Below are 13,569 nucleotides of genomic sequence, written 5' to 3' on the forward strand. Positions count from 1 at the left end.
AACAGGAAGGCGCCCAGCTATGAGCGCCTCCTACGCCCTCGGCGCCTTCATTCTGCTGGCCTACACCCTGGAGGCCGTCACCGGCTTCGGCAGCATCGTCATTGCCCTGTCGCTGGGCGCTCTGCTGCTGCCCATCGAACAGCTGCTGCCGGTGCTGGTGCCGCTGAACATCGGCATGACCGGCTACCTGATGTGGCGCCACCGCGCGCAGATCGACCGCCCGCTGCTGTTCGGCACCATCCTGCCCGGCATGCTCGTCGGCACCCTGCTCGGCTACTGGCTGTTGCCCTGGCTGGACGCGGCGCTGCTCAAGCGAGGCTTCGGCCTGCTGATCCTGTGGTTCGCCGGCCGCGAGCTGTGGCGCCTGCGCCATGCCGCGGCGCTACCGGTACGCCCGCCGTGGCTGACCCGCCTGCTCACCCTCGGCGCCGGCTTCAGCCACGGCCTGTTCGCCTCTGGCGGGCCGCTGCTGGTCTACGGCCTGGCCGGCACCACGCTGGACAAGGCGCGCCTGCGCGCCACCCTGGTCAGCGTCTGGTTCACCCTCAACAGCCTGCTGACCGTCGCCTTCCTGCTCGACGGCCGCCTGCAACCGGCCCTGCCCCAGGTGCTGGCCTACGCCCCGCTGCTGCTGGTCGGCCTGTGGCTGGGCGAACACCTGCACCGGCGCTTCGACGAACGCCACTTCCGCATCGCCATCTACGCCCTGCTGCTGGTCACCGGCACCCTGCTGCTCGCCCCCTGGAGCTTCGTATGAGCTACGACATCGTCATCAACAACGGCCTGTATTTCGACGGCAGCGGCGCGCCCGGCGCGTTGCGCCACATCGGCATCAAGGACGGACGCATCGACACCCTGAGCGTCAGCCCGCTCGACGAGAGCGGCGCCGAGGTCATCGACGCCACCGGCAAGTGGGTCACCCCCGGATTCCTGGAAATCCACTCGCACTACGACGCCGAGGTGATCGCCGCGCCGGCGCTCAAGGAGTCGGTGCGCCACGGCGTCACCAGCGTGACCATCGGCTCCTGCTCGATCAGCATGGTGCTGGCCGACGCCGAGGACTGCTCGGACCTGTTTACCCGCGTCGAGGCGGTGCCGCGCGAATACGTACTGCCGATCCTGCAGGAGAAGAAGACCTGGCGCGACGCCGCCGGCTACCGTGCCTTCTATGACCAATTGGCACTGGGCCCCAACGTCAGCTCCTTCCTCGGCCACTCCGAGCTGCGCGTGGCGGTGATGGGCCTGGAGCGCGCCACCCGCAAGGTGGAGCCGACCGAGCAGGAACTGCAGCGCATGGAGCAGCTGCTGGAAGAGGCGCTGGACGCCGGCTGCATCGGCCTTTCGGTGATGACCACGCGGCTGGACAAGATGGACGGCGACCGCGCCTGGTCCAGCCCGCTGCCCTCGACCTTCGCCAGCTGGAAGGAATTCTCCCGCCTGTTCGCCATCCTCCGCCGGCGTGGCGCGGTGATGCAGGGCGCGCCCAACGCGGTGACCAAGGTCAACGTGTTCGCCTTCCTCTGGCAAGCCCATGGCTGGCTGCGCACACCGCTGAAGTGCTCGATGCTCACCGCGCTGGACCTCAAGTCGCAGCCGCTGCTGCACCGTTTCACCCGCTTCTCCGGCTGGCTGGCCAACCGCGTGCTGCGCGGCCACTTCCGCTGGCAGACCCTGCCGGCGCCGTTCACCCTGCGCCTGGAAGGCCTCAACGTGAACGCCTTCGAGGAGTTCGGCGCCGGCGAAATCCTGCGCAACATCAAGGACCCGGACGAGCTGTACGCCAAGGTCAAGGAGCCGGAGTTCCGCGCCCTGTTCAAGAAGCAGGTCAAGGCCGTGCTGACCAAGGGCCTGTGGCACCGCGACTTCTCCGACTGCTGGGTGACCGAGTGCCCGGACGCCAGCCTGGTCGGCAAGAACTTCAAGCAGCTCGGCCAGGCCCGTGGCCTGGACGCGGTGGACGCCTACTTCGAGCTGGCCTGCCAGTACCGCGAGGCCCTGAAGTGGACCACCTGCTACGGCAACCAGCGCCTACCGGTGATGCACAAGCTGCTGGCCAGCCCATGGACCCAGCCGGGCTTCGCCGACTCCGGCGCGCACCTGCGCTCCATCGCCCAGTACAACTTCCCGCTGCGCTTCCTCAAGTACGTGCGCGACGCCGAACTGGCCGGCGCGCCCTTCATGGAGCTGGGCCAGGCAATCCACCGGCTTTCCGGCGAACTGGCCGACTTCATCGGGGTGGACGCCGGCCGCATCCGCGTCGGCGACCGCGCCGACCTGGTGATCATCGACCCCGCCGGGCTGACCGATGCACTGGACGAGATGCACGAGGCGCCCATGGAAGTGCTCGGCCTGGAGCGGGTGGTCAAGCGCAACGACGCGGCGGTGGACGCCACCCTGATCAACGGCCGCATCGCCTACCGGCGCGGCCTGGAATACCCGGACGATCTCGGCAAGGCGCAGGGCTACGGCCGCTTCCTGCCCGGCCGCGACGTGTTGCCGCGCCAGGCGCCGAACGGCGCCTTCCAGCCGGCCACGGCGTAGCCCAGTCCGAGGATGGCCCACTGTGGGCCTCTGTGGGAGCGGACTTGTCCGCGAATTCTTACCGGCACATTCGCGGCCAAGGCCGCTCCCACACAAGATTGCTCCCACACAGCGCATTCGCACCCACCTCCATGACCCGGATGCAATCCGCCACGAGGGCTTATCGGTTACCATGCTGGCCTGCCCGATCAGCCGATAGAGAAGCCCGATGCACCCCTGGAGTCCCGAGAGCTGGAGGGCCAAGCCCATCCAGCAGCAGCCCGAATACCCCGATGCCGCCCACCTCGCCCGCGTGGAGCAGACCCTGGCCGGCTACCCGCCGCTGGTGTTCGCCGGCGAGGCCCGCGAGCTGCGCCGCCAGTTCGCCGAGGTGACCCAGGGCCGCGCCTTCCTGCTGCAGGGTGGCGACTGCGCTGAGAGCTTCGCCGAATTCTCCGCCGCCAAGATCCGCGACACCTTCAAGGTGCTGCTGCAGATGGCCATCGTCATGACCTTCGCCGCCGGCTGCCCGGTGGTGAAGGTGGGGCGCATGGCCGGCCAGTTCGCCAAGCCGCGCTCGGCCAACGACGAGACCATCGACGGCGTCACCCTGCCGGCCTACCGCGGCGATATCGTCAATGGCATCGGCTTCGACGCCGCCAGCCGCGTGCCCGACCCGGAGCGCCTGCTGCAGGCCTACCACCAGGCCACCGCCAGCCTCAACCTGCTGCGCGCCTTCGCCCAGGGCGGTTTCGCCGACGTGCACCAGGTGCACCAGTGGAACCTCGACTTCATCGCCCACTCGGCGCTGGGCGAGAAATACAGCGCCCTGGCCGACCGCATCGACGAGACCCTGGCCTTCATGCGCGCGGTCGGCATGGACAGCGCGCCGCAGCTGCGCGAAGCCAGCTTCTTCACCGCCCATGAAGCGCTGCTGCTCGGCTACGAGCAGGCCTTCGTGCGCCAGGACAGCCTCACCGGCCGCTGGTACGACTGCTCCGCGCACATGCTCTGGATCGGCGACCGCACCCGCCAGCTGGACGGTGCCCACGTCGAGTTCCTGCGCGGCGTGGAGAACCCCATCGGGGTCAAGGTCGGCCCGAGCATGGACCCGGACGAGCTGATCCGCCTGATCGACATCCTCAACCCGGACAACGACCCCGGCCGTCTCAACCTGATCGTGCGCATGGGCGCGGACAAGGTCGAGCAGCACTTCCCGCGCCTGCTGCGCAAGGTCAGGGACGAAGGCCGCCAGGTGCTGTGGAGTTCCGACCCCATGCACGGCAACACCATCAAGGCGTCCAGCGGCTACAAGACCCGCGACTTCGCGCAGATCCTCTCCGAGGTGAAGCAGTTCTTCCAGGTGCACCGCGCCGAAGGCACCGTGGCCGGTGGCATCCACATCGAGATGACCGGGCAGAACGTCACCGAGTGCATCGGCGGCTCGCGGCCGATCACCGAGGACGGCCTCTCCGACCGCTACCACACCCACTGCGACCCGCGGATGAATGCCGACCAGTCCCTGGAACTGGCCTTCATGATCGCCGAGACGCTGAAACAGGCCAGGAGCTGACGCCCTGGCCACCGCTTCAAGGTGAGATTGGCGTCACGAATTGACCGAGGAGTGCGAATCGCTTCACGCCTCGCCGGGGTCAGATCGCCGACAATGCGCAGCCGGCCGGAAGCCGACGCCTCTCGGCCACCCCATACGCCACATTTAAGGATGATGCCATGAAGCTGCAGTACACCCTTTCCGCCCTCGCACTTGCCACTCTGGTTTCGGGCTGCCAGAACATGAGCGCGGACAGCATGCTGAACACCGGCCTGCAGGCCTTCCAGGCCGTGACCCTCAGCGATGCCGACGTGAAGAAGATGTCGGACGAGGCCTGCGCCCAGATGGACTCGGAAGCCAAGATCGCTCCGGCCAGCAGCAAGTACAGCCAGCGCCTGAAGAAGATCGCCAACAACCTGGGCAGCGACGCAGGCGGCACCCCGGTCAACTACAAGGTCTACCTCACCAACGACGTCAACGCCTGGGCCATGGCCAACGGCTGCGTGCGCGTCTACAGCGGCCTGATGGACCTGATGAACGACAACGAAGTGGAAGGCGTACTGGGCCACGAGATGGGCCACGTCGCCCTGGGCCACAGCAAGAAAGCCATGCAGACCGCCTACGCCACCTCTATCGCCCGTGACGCGGCCGCCTCCTCCGGCAACGGCGCCGTCGCCGCGCTGTCCAGCTCGCAGCTGGGCGCACTGGGTGAAGCCCTGGTCAACGCCCAGTTCTCCCAGTCCCAGGAAAGCGACGCCGACGACTTCTCCTTCGACCTGCTGAAGAAGCGCGGCATCCGCCTGGAAGGCCTGGCCAGCGCCTTCGACAAGCTGGCCAAGCTGGGCGGCGGCGACAGCAGCATGTTCGACTCCCACCCGGGCTCGGCCGACCGCGCGGCGCACATCCGCCAGCGCATCGCCGCCGGCAAGTAAGCGCTCCACGCCCGTCCGCGCCGCGTGCGCGGGCGGGTGCTACTCCTGCAGCAACGGCCGCAGCAGCCCCGCCACCGGCGAGCGGCAGTTCAGCGCCACCCTCTCCAGCCCCAGCCAGTTCGCCAGCGCCCGCAGTTCCGCGGCCAGGGCAAGCAGCGCTTCCTCGTTCAACACAGCTTCCTCCAGATGCACGGCATGCACCGCCAGGCGCCCGTGTGCGCGCTCGCTGCGCAGGTCGACCCGCGCCAGCAGGCGCTCGTGGTGCAGGAACGGCAGCACGTAGTAGCCGTACACGCGCCTGGCGGGCGGCGTGTAGATTTCCAGGCGGTAGCGGAAGCCGAACAGCCGCTCGGTGCGCTCGCGCTCCCAGATCAGCGAGTCGAACGGCGACAGCAGCGCGCTGCGCCGGACCCGGCGCGGAATGCTCGGCTCGCCGCGGCAATAGGCCAGGGGCTTCCAGCCCTCGACCGCCAGCGGTTGCAGCTCGCCGGCCTCCACCAGTTCGGCCAGGCGCCGCTTCGCGTCGGCGGCGTCCAGCCGGTAGTAGTCGCGCAGATCGCGTTCCGTGGCGACGCCCAGGGCGTCCGCCGAACGCAGCAGCAGTTGCCGCTGGGCCTCGGCCTCGTCGATCTCCGGATGCGCCAGCAACGGCGCGGGAATCACCCGCTCGGGCAGGTCGTACAGGCGCTCGAAGCCACGCCGCCCGGCCACCGCCACCTGGCCCGCGGCGAACAGCCATTCCAGCGCCTGCTTCTCGGCGCTCCAGTCCCACCAGGGCCCGGCTCGCTCGGTGCGGGTGGCGAGGCTGCCCGCGCCCAGTGCGCCCTGGCTGCGCACCGCTTCCAGCACGCGCTTGATGACGTCCCGCCGCTGGCGGCCGAATTCGGCCAGCTGGCGATAGATGCCCTGCCCGTCCGCCGCCCGACGCATGCGCCAGCGCATCAACGGATACAACTCCAGCGGCAGCAGAGAGGCTTCGTGCCCCCAGTACTCGAACAGCCGGCGCTGACGCAGCCGGCCCCAGGCCAGGTCGTCCAGCAGCGTGGCCTCGTAGTGGCCGAGCCGGGAAAAGGCCGGCAGGTAGTGGGAACGCACCAGTGCGTTGACCGAATCGATCTGCAGCACGCCGAGGCGCTCGATGCGGGCCAGCAGCTGCCGGTGACGCACGGGGCCACGCGGCACGGCGACGAAGCCCTGGGCGGCCAGGGCCAGGCGGCGGGCCTCGGCGAGGGAAAGGGATCGGGTCATGCCGGCAAGCCTAGCTCACCCTAAAGCGGCGACGCAGCCAGCTCTCCCCGCTGACCAGGCAGATGCCCAGCAGCACCAGCAGCGCGCCGATCACGAAGTTCAGGCTCAGCGGCTCGTCCAGCACCAGCACGCCGAAGCTGACGCCGAACATGGGCGTCATGAAGGAGAACACCGCCATGTTCGACGCCAGGTAATGGCGCAGCAGCCAGAACCAGGCCAGGTAGCTGAGGAACGACACCACCACGCCCTGCATCAGCACGCTGCCGATGGCGATCGGCGTCCAGCGCACCGGGCCGAGCGCGCCGGTGGCCACGACGAAGCCCAGCAGCAGGACGAAGGACACCGCCAGCTGATAGAACAGGGTAAGCGCCGGCGGCGCTTCCGACAGCCGCGAGCCGCGCACCACCACGGTGGTGGCGCCCCAGGCCATGCCGGCGAGCAGGCCGAGCAGATCCCCCAGCAGCATGCGGGCATCCATCGCGGCCCAGTCCGCGCCGGCGCCGAAGGCGATGGCCACGCCACCGAAGCACAGGCCGATGCCCAGCCACTGCAATAGCCGCAGCCGCTCGCCGGGCAGCAGCAGATGCAGCCCCAGGGCGGAGAAGATCGGCGCGGTATAGAGGAACACCGCCATGTGCGAGGCCGAGGTGTACTGCAGGCCGCGGGCGATGAAGAAGAACTCGAGGGCGAACAAGGCGCCGGCCAGCACCCCGCCGCGCCAGGTACTGCCCAGCCAGCCGCGCCAGCTGCGCTGCCAGAGCAGCACCAGGCCCACCAGCAGCGCGGCGATGGCCGAGCGCAGCGTCACCTGCAGCAGCGGCGAGATATCGGGAGCGGCCAGCTTGATGGCCACCTGCTGGCTGCCCCAGATGGCGCACAGCAACAGCATCAGTTGGAACAGGAAGACATCGGCACCCTTGCGCGACGCACTCATGCGCAGACTCCAGCAACCACCCGCATTCTCCTCGTATCAGTGTTGCGACGGATCGTCCCAGAACGGACGCTCGCTTTCCTGCAGCGCATCGGCTCGGCTCAGGCCGATGTCCTTGAGCGCCGCGTCGTCCAGCATCGCCAGCCGGCGGCGCTGCATCGCCAGTTGACGCCAGCGCCGCAGGCGGAGCCACAACCGGCCGAGACCGAGGCCCGGCAGAGCGGGCTCGAAGGATACCGAGCGAACCAGTGCATAACCTTTCTGACCTTTCATCATGACGTCCTCCCTGTGGGGTTGGCGCCAGTTTCCCTTCGCGATTAAGATCAATCCAACGAATGTTTCTTATGCCTCACATCTTGAGGATTGATGAATGAGCTACCCCAGCATCGACACCGAACTGCTGCGCAGCTTCGTCGCCATCGCCGACAACGGCGGCTTCACCCGCGCGGCGGAAGTGGTCAATCGCACCCAGTCCGCGGTCAGCATGCAGATGAAACGTCTGGAGGACGACGTAGTTCAGCGCACCCTGTTCGAACGCGACGGTCGGCAGGTGCGCCTCACCCCCGAGGGCCAGGTGCTGCTGGGCTACGCACGACGCATCCTCAAGCTGCACGGCGAGGTGCTCAACACCCTGCGCGAGCCGCACATGGTCGGCGCCGTGCGCATCGGCACGCCGGACGACTACGTGATGCGCTTCCTGCCGGACATCCTCTCGCGCTTCGCCCAGGCCTACCCGCTGGTCCAGGTGGAGGTGCACTGCGAACCCTCGACCCAGCTGCTGCAGCGGCAGGACCTGGACCTGACCATCGTCACCCGCGAGCCGGGCAAGGAGATCGGCCAGATGCTGCGCCAGGAGCGCTTCGTCTGGGCCGAGGCCCAGGGCTACAGCCCCCACGAGCAGAACCCGATCCCGCTGGCGATGTTCAACGCCGACTGCTTCTGCCGCGCCTGGGCCTGCAACGCGCTCGACGCGATAGAGCGGCCCTACCGCATCGCCTACACCAGCCCGAGCCTGGCCGCCCTGTTCGCCGTGGTCGGCGCCGGCCTCGCCGTCACCGCCCAGCTGCAGAGCCTGATCACCCCGGACATGCGCATCCTCGGAGAAGCCGAGGGCATGCCCACCCTGCCGATGACCAGCATCGTCCTGCTGCGCCATCCCCAGCGCCAGTCGCAGGTCACCGACACCCTGGCCGAGCACATCGTCGAGGGTTTCAGGCTCTGAGCATCGCGCTCGGTGCGATCGGTGCGCGCGGCGCACCCTACTAGCGCACTCCCAACAACACCGCGCAGAGCAGCAGGAAGCCGCAGAACAGGCCGCGCAGCACCCGCTCCGGCAGCGCATGGGCCAGTCGCACGCCCCAGGAGATGCTGAGCAGGCCACCCACCGCCAGGGGAATGCCCATGGCCCAGTCCACATGGTCGTGCAGGGCGTAGGTCAACAGCGTCACGCCGGTGCTGGGCAGGGCCAGCGCCAATGACAATCCCTGGGCCACCAGTTGGCCGACACCGAACAGATTGGTCAGCACCGGCACCGCCAGCACCGCGCCGCCGACCCCGAACATGCCGCCCAGGGCGCCCGCGGCGCTGCCCAGCACGCCGAGCCAGGGCCAGGGATGGCGCAACTGCGCCGAGGGCGCCGGGGTCCGCATGAACAGCCGCGCTAGGTTGTACAGCGCCAGCGCCACGAGGAAGCCGACGAAGGCCAGGCGCATGCGCTCGGCCTGCAGCTCCACCGCGTACAGCGATGCCAGCCAGGCGAAGACGACGGCGGAAAGGCTGAGCAGCAGCGCGTGGCGCGGCTGGATGCGGTTGCGCTGGTTGTAGCGCCACAGCGCCAGCACCACGTTCGGCACCACCATCACCAGGGCCGTGCCCTGGGCCAGCTGCTGGTCCAGGCCGAACAGCACGCCCAGCGCGGGAATCGCCACCAGCCCGCCGCCGATGCCGAACAGCCCGCCGAGGGTTCCCATGGCCAGGCCCAGCAGCAGGTTGAGGATCAGGTCGAGGGGATTCATGGGGGCCTCCGGTTGCAGGCCGGCATCCTAGCCAGCCACGGCTGGCGGGGAAACGCACAGCAACGCACAATGGCTTTGCGCAATTCGCAAAGCCATGACCATGAACCCCGACGCCCTCACCGAACAGTTCGACCTCTATCTGGATGTGCTGGAGGCCGGCAGCTTCTCCGCCGCCGCGCGCCGCCAGCAGCTGAGCCCGTCCTCGGTGGCGCGCCGCATCGACGCGCTGGAACGGGCGATGGGTTGCCCGCTGCTGGTGCGTAGCACCCACGCCGTGCGCGCCACGCCGGCCGGCCTGGCCTTCGCCGAGCGGGCCCGGCGCATCCTCGCCGAGCTGCGCCACGCCCGCGCCGAGGCGGTGTCCCTGAGCAGCGCGCCCGAGGGGCTGATCCGCATCGATGCCCCCGCTCCTTTCGGCCGTCGCCACCTGGCCCCGGCCATCGCCGAATTCCTCACCGCCTACCCGGGGCTGGACGTGCAGCTGCGCCTGATCGACAGCTTCGTCGACATGCAGGGCGAACACCTCGGCGAGGTGGACCTGGTGCTGCGCATCGGCCCGCTGGCCGACACCCGCCTGGTGGCGACGCCGCTGGCGCCGATGGTGCGGATACTCTGCGCCAGCCCGGACTACATACGACGTCGCGGCCTGCTGCGCGACCCGCGCGAGCTGCCAGAGCACGACGGCCTGGACTGGGACGCCCTGTCGCCGCCGCACGCCTGGCGCTTTGAGGTGGACGGCCGCCTGCAGGTGCTGCGCCCCGGCCGCCTGCGGCTGACCGCCAACAACGCCGAGACCTTGCTGTTCAGTGCCGTGGCCGGCCTCGGCATCGCCCACCTGCCGACCTGGCTGATCAGCGACTACCTGCTGCGTGGCGAGCTGGTGCCGCTGCTGTGCGAGGGCGGCCTGCCACCGGCCGAGCCCAGCGGCATCTACGCGCTGCGCCTGGCCAGCGACGCCAGCTCGCGCAGCCGCCTGCTGCTGGAATTCCTCAGGCGCCGCTTCGGCCCGGTCCCGCCCTGGGACCTGGCGCTGCAACGCGGGTTGAAGCAGGACTAGGCCCGCACCGACTCCCAGGCGACCCTCGCCAGCAGCTCCCGGCAGTCGGCCAGTTCGGTCTGGGTGCGGCCGGCCAGCCAGTTGCGGGCGAAGTCGTGGGTCGGGCCGATGATCACCGAGGCGAAGCAGTCCGCCGGCATGTGCTTGAACAGCCCCTGCTCGCGGTAGCCGGCCAGGGCGTCGAGGATGCGCTGGAAGTGCACCCGGTTCGCCTCGCGCAACGCCTCGCCCATCTCCCCGGCCTCGACCCGGCCGCGGCTGTGCAGCACGAAGCGCGCCCAGTCGGGGTTGGCCACTACCCAGTCGATGTAGCTGGTCACCAGCAGCCGCACGCAGGCCTCGGCGCTATCGGCCACGGCGAAGCCCTCGTCGAGCAACGCGGCGTACTCGGCCGTGCCGGCCAGGTAGAGGGCGCCGATGATCCGCTCCTTGTTGCCGAAGTGGTGGTAGAGGCTGCCGATGCTGGCGCCGGAGCGGTCGCGGATCATCTCGATGGTGGTGGCGTCCACCCCGGATTCGGTGAAGCAGGCCAGGGCGGCCTGGAGGATTTCGTCCTTGCGGGAACGGCGGGCCATGGGGCCTCCGATGAAATTAGAATAATTTTCTAGAATTACTTTCTAGTATCCGTATACTGCCTGGGCGCGCGCTTCTCTTCAATCAACAGGAGCACCCCATGAGTCAGATGATGCAGATGTACCAGCAGGTCGGCCCGGAGCAGTTCAGCTCGATGATCGGCCAGGTCGCCCCCTACTTCGCCAGCATCGCCCCGCGCTTCGTCGAGCTGCGTCCGGGCTATGCCGAGGTGACCTTCCCCAAGCGCCGCGAGGTGCTCAACCACATCGGCACCGTGCACGCCATCGCCCTGTGCAACGCCGCTGAGCTGGTGGCCGGCACCATGACCGACGCCTCCATCCCCGCCGGCCACCGCTGGATTCCACGCGGCATGACGGTCGAGTACCTGGCCAAGGCCAAGGGCGACGTACGCGCCGTGGCCGACGGCAGTGCCATCGACTGGAGCCAGGTCGGCGACGTGAAGGTGCCAGTGGTGGCCTACGTCGAGGGCGAGCCGGTGTTTCGCGCCGAGATCACCATGTACGTCAGCCAGGGCTGATTACGTAGGGCGGGTGAAACCCGCGCTGTCGTTTCGCGGGTTTCACCCGCCCTACGAACGAAAAGGCCCGGATCGACCGGGCCCTTTCTTCCATCACAAGCCTCAGTCCAGCCGGACCAGCACCCGGCCGACCAGCTTGCCGGCGAGGATCTGCTCGATGGCCTTCGGCAGTTGCTCCAGGCTCACCTCCTCGGCCAGGCTCTCGAGGTTGCCCAGCTTCCATTGCAGGGACAGCTTGTCCCACATGGAGGCCTTGACCACCAGCGGCAGCTCCACCGAATCCACCCCCAGCAGGTTGACCCCGCGCAGGATGAAGGGCGCCACGTTGCCCTTGAAGCCCATGCCGGCGGTCAGGCCGCAGCAGGCGGCGCTGGCGCCGTAGCGCAGCGACTTGACCACGTTGAACAGGATCTCCCCGCCCACGGTGTCCACCGCGCCGGCCCAGCGCTCCTTGAGCATGACCTTCTCGGCGCCGTCCTGCAGCTCCTCGCGCGGCACGATCTGCTGGGCCCCGAGCTGGCGCAGGAACTCGCCTTGCCCGGCCTTGCCGGTGGACGCCGCGACGTTGTAGCCGAGGCGCGCCAGCAGGGCCACGGCGATGCTGCCGACGCCGCCGGTGGCGCCGGTGACCAGCACCGGGCCGGCGGCCGGCGTGAGGCCGGCTTGCTCCAGCTTGTCCACGCACAGCGCGGCGGTCAGGCCGGCGGTGCCGAGCAGCATGGCCTCGCGCAGGGACAGGCCCGCCGGGCGCTTGATCACCCAGGCGGCCGGCACGCGGATGTACTGGCCGAAGCCGCCGGCGGTGTTCATGCCCAGGTCGTAGCCGGTGACGATCACCTCGTCGCCCGCGGCGAACTCGCTCACCGAGGACTCGGCCACTACGCCGGCGGCGTCGATGCCCGGGGTGTGCGGGTAGGCCTTGGTCACGCCGCGGTTACCGCTGGCGGACAGGGCGTCCTTGTAGTTGAGCGAGGAATACTGCACGCGGATCAGCACTTCGCCGGCCGGCAGGTCGGCCACCGCGCGCTCCACCACCCTGGGCACGAAGGCGCCGTTCTCCTCGCTGACCAGCAATGCCTTGAACTGGCTCATGCCATGCTCCTTACCAGAATCGTTGTTGATTGAGACGGCTCCACCCGTTCAGCAGCACGCGGTCGAGCGCGACGCTGGCAGCCAGCCCGAAACGCTCCGGCAGGCTCTTCTTCTCGGCGAAGTGCAGATGAAACAGTTCGGCCTCGCGGGCGCGCTCGGCCAGGTATTCGTCGCTGGTCCGGAGTTCGTCGACCAGGTGCTTGTTCAGCGCGGAGATGCCCAGCCAGACCTCGCCGGTGGCGATCTCGTCGATGCTCAGCTGCGGGCGGTAGCGTGCGACGAAGTTCTTGAACAGTTCGTGGGTGGTCTCCAGGTCCTCCTGGAACTTCTCCCGGCCCTTCTCGGTGTTCTCGCCGAACACCGTGAGGGTGCGCTTGAACTCGCCGGCGGTGAGCACCTCGACGTCGATGTCGTGCTTCTTCAGCAGGCGATGGACGTTGGGCAGCTGCGCCACCACGCCGATGGAGCCGAGGATGGCGAAGGGCGCGGAGAGCACCTTGTCGCCGATGCAGGCCATCATGTAGCCGCCGCTGGCGGCGACCTTATCCACGCACACGGTCAGCGGCACGCCGGCCTGGCGGATGCGTGCCAGCTGCGAGGCGGCCAGGCCGTAGCCGTGGACCATGCCGCCACCGCTCTCCAGGCGCAGCACCACCTCGTCCTGGGCGGTGGCCATGGTCAGCAGCGCGGTGATCTCGTGGCGCAGGTTGTCGGTGGCCGAGGCCTTGATGTCGCCGTCGAAGTCGAGCACGAACACCCGCGGCTTGTGCTTGCCTTCCTTCTTCTCCAGCTTGGCCTGCTTCGCCTCGGCCTTGCGCTGGACCTTGAGCTGCGCCTTGTCCAGCAGTTCGTGCTCGAGGCGTTCGCGCAGCGCCTTGTAGAAATCGTTGAGCTTGTTGACCTGCAAGTGGCCGGAGCCCTTGCCACGGCCCTTGCCGCGCAGCGCGGCGATGGTCAGCAGGACCACGATGATCGCGACCACCACCGTCAGGGTGCGAAGCAGGAACTCCGCATAATCCAACAGAAACTCCACAGGTTCCCCCTCGTCTATCCTGTCGCAGGCCCCCGGCAGGGCGGCTTGCCAGCCCCAAGCATACCGGCGCCGGGACGC

At 68.8% G+C, this 13,569-nt stretch carries 14 protein-coding genes; 7 read left to right on the top strand and 7 right to left on the bottom strand.

Going from position 1 to position 13,569, the window contains the following annotated elements; translation table 11 throughout:
• The first annotated feature begins 19 nt into the window (after positions 1-19).
• The 4 genes from N7640_RS17300 (at position 20) to N7640_RS17315 (ending at position 5,004) form a co-directional block, all read left to right on the top strand.
• Positions 20-757, top strand: coding sequence for a sulfite exporter TauE/SafE family protein (locus N7640_RS17300; RefSeq protein ID WP_279902530.1), 738 nt, complete (start codon positions 20-22; stop codon positions 755-757).
• Positions 754-2,541, top strand: coding sequence for an amidohydrolase family protein (locus N7640_RS17305; protein WP_279902531.1), 1,788 nt, complete (start codon positions 754-756; stop codon positions 2,539-2,541). Before N7640_RS17300 ends, N7640_RS17305 begins: the two co-directional genes overlap by 4 nt.
• A gap of 208 nt (positions 2,542-2,749) precedes the next feature.
• Entirely contained in the window at positions 2,750-4,093 is a 1,344-nt protein-coding gene (locus N7640_RS17310) for a 3-deoxy-7-phosphoheptulonate synthase class II (protein ID WP_220814220.1), read from the top strand.
• A 158-nt stretch (positions 4,094-4,251) separates the two neighbouring features.
• Positions 4,252-5,004, top strand: coding sequence for a M48 family metallopeptidase (locus tag N7640_RS17315; protein ID WP_279902532.1), 753 nt, complete (start codon positions 4,252-4,254; stop codon positions 5,002-5,004).
• Positions 5,005-5,043: 39 nt separating this feature from the next.
• On the opposite strand, the gene N7640_RS17320 is transcribed toward N7640_RS17315, so the two are convergent.
• The 3 genes from N7640_RS17320 to N7640_RS17330 are packed head-to-tail and all read right to left on the bottom strand — an operon-like array spanning position 5,044 to position 7,456.
• Complete coding sequence (locus N7640_RS17320) at positions 5,044-6,252, bottom strand: crosslink repair DNA glycosylase YcaQ family protein (RefSeq protein WP_279902533.1); 1,209 nt, start codon at positions 6,250-6,252, stop codon at positions 5,044-5,046.
• Positions 6,253-6,262: 10 nt separating this feature from the next.
• Positions 6,263-7,186: a DMT family transporter gene (locus N7640_RS17325; RefSeq protein ID WP_279902534.1), complete on the bottom strand. Its 924-nt coding sequence runs from the start codon at positions 7,184-7,186 to the stop codon at positions 6,263-6,265.
• Positions 7,187-7,222: 36 nt separating this feature from the next.
• On the bottom strand, positions 7,223-7,456 hold the full coding sequence (locus N7640_RS17330) for a DUF1127 domain-containing protein (protein WP_279902583.1): 234 nt from the start codon (positions 7,454-7,456) through the stop codon (positions 7,223-7,225).
• 97 nt (positions 7,457-7,553) lie between these two features.
• Here N7640_RS17330 and N7640_RS17335 point away from each other — a divergent pair, with 97 nt between their 5' ends.
• The gene (locus tag N7640_RS17335; protein ID WP_279902535.1) at positions 7,554-8,405 is read left to right on the top strand and encodes a LysR substrate-binding domain-containing protein; all 852 of its coding nucleotides are present in this window, start codon (positions 7,554-7,556) and stop codon (positions 8,403-8,405) included.
• Positions 8,406-8,445: 40 nt separating this feature from the next.
• On the opposite strand, the gene N7640_RS17340 is transcribed toward N7640_RS17335, so the two are convergent.
• On the bottom strand, positions 8,446-9,198 hold the full coding sequence (locus tag N7640_RS17340; RefSeq protein WP_279902536.1) for a sulfite exporter TauE/SafE family protein: 753 nt from the start codon (positions 9,196-9,198) through the stop codon (positions 8,446-8,448).
• Between the two features lie 100 nt (positions 9,199-9,298).
• Between N7640_RS17340 and N7640_RS17345 the strand changes: the two genes are divergently transcribed.
• Positions 9,299-10,255, top strand: a complete 957-nt coding sequence (locus N7640_RS17345) for a LysR family transcriptional regulator (protein WP_279902537.1) — start codon at positions 9,299-9,301, stop codon at positions 10,253-10,255.
• Here N7640_RS17345 and N7640_RS17350 read toward each other — a convergent pair.
• Positions 10,252-10,830, bottom strand: a complete 579-nt coding sequence (locus tag N7640_RS17350; protein WP_279902538.1) for a TetR/AcrR family transcriptional regulator — start codon at positions 10,828-10,830, stop codon at positions 10,252-10,254. The genes N7640_RS17345 and N7640_RS17350 overlap by 4 nt on opposite strands.
• A gap of 98 nt (positions 10,831-10,928) precedes the next feature.
• Here N7640_RS17350 and N7640_RS17355 point away from each other — a divergent pair, with 98 nt between their 5' ends.
• Positions 10,929-11,366 carry a hotdog fold domain-containing protein gene (locus N7640_RS17355; protein WP_220814227.1) on the top strand — a complete coding sequence of 146 codons (438 nt, stop codon included), beginning with the start codon at positions 10,929-10,931 and terminating at the stop codon, positions 11,364-11,366.
• A gap of 102 nt (positions 11,367-11,468) precedes the next feature.
• Here N7640_RS17355 and N7640_RS17360 read toward each other — a convergent pair whose 3' ends face one another.
• Together N7640_RS17360 and sohB are read right to left on the bottom strand one after the other, a co-directional pair.
• Positions 11,469-12,458: a YhdH/YhfP family quinone oxidoreductase gene (locus tag N7640_RS17360; protein ID WP_279902539.1), complete on the bottom strand. Its 990-nt coding sequence runs from the start codon at positions 12,456-12,458 to the stop codon at positions 11,469-11,471.
• Between the two features lie 10 nt (positions 12,459-12,468).
• Positions 12,469-13,491, bottom strand: a complete 1,023-nt coding sequence (gene sohB, locus N7640_RS17365; RefSeq protein WP_279902540.1) for a protease SohB — start codon at positions 13,489-13,491, stop codon at positions 12,469-12,471.
• Positions 13,492-13,569 lie beyond the last annotated feature (78 nt).

The organism is Pseudomonas sp. GD04015 (assembly GCF_029837675.1).
In the GTDB taxonomy this organism is placed as follows: Bacteria; Pseudomonadota; Gammaproteobacteria; order Pseudomonadales; family Pseudomonadaceae; genus Aquipseudomonas; species Aquipseudomonas paralcaligenes.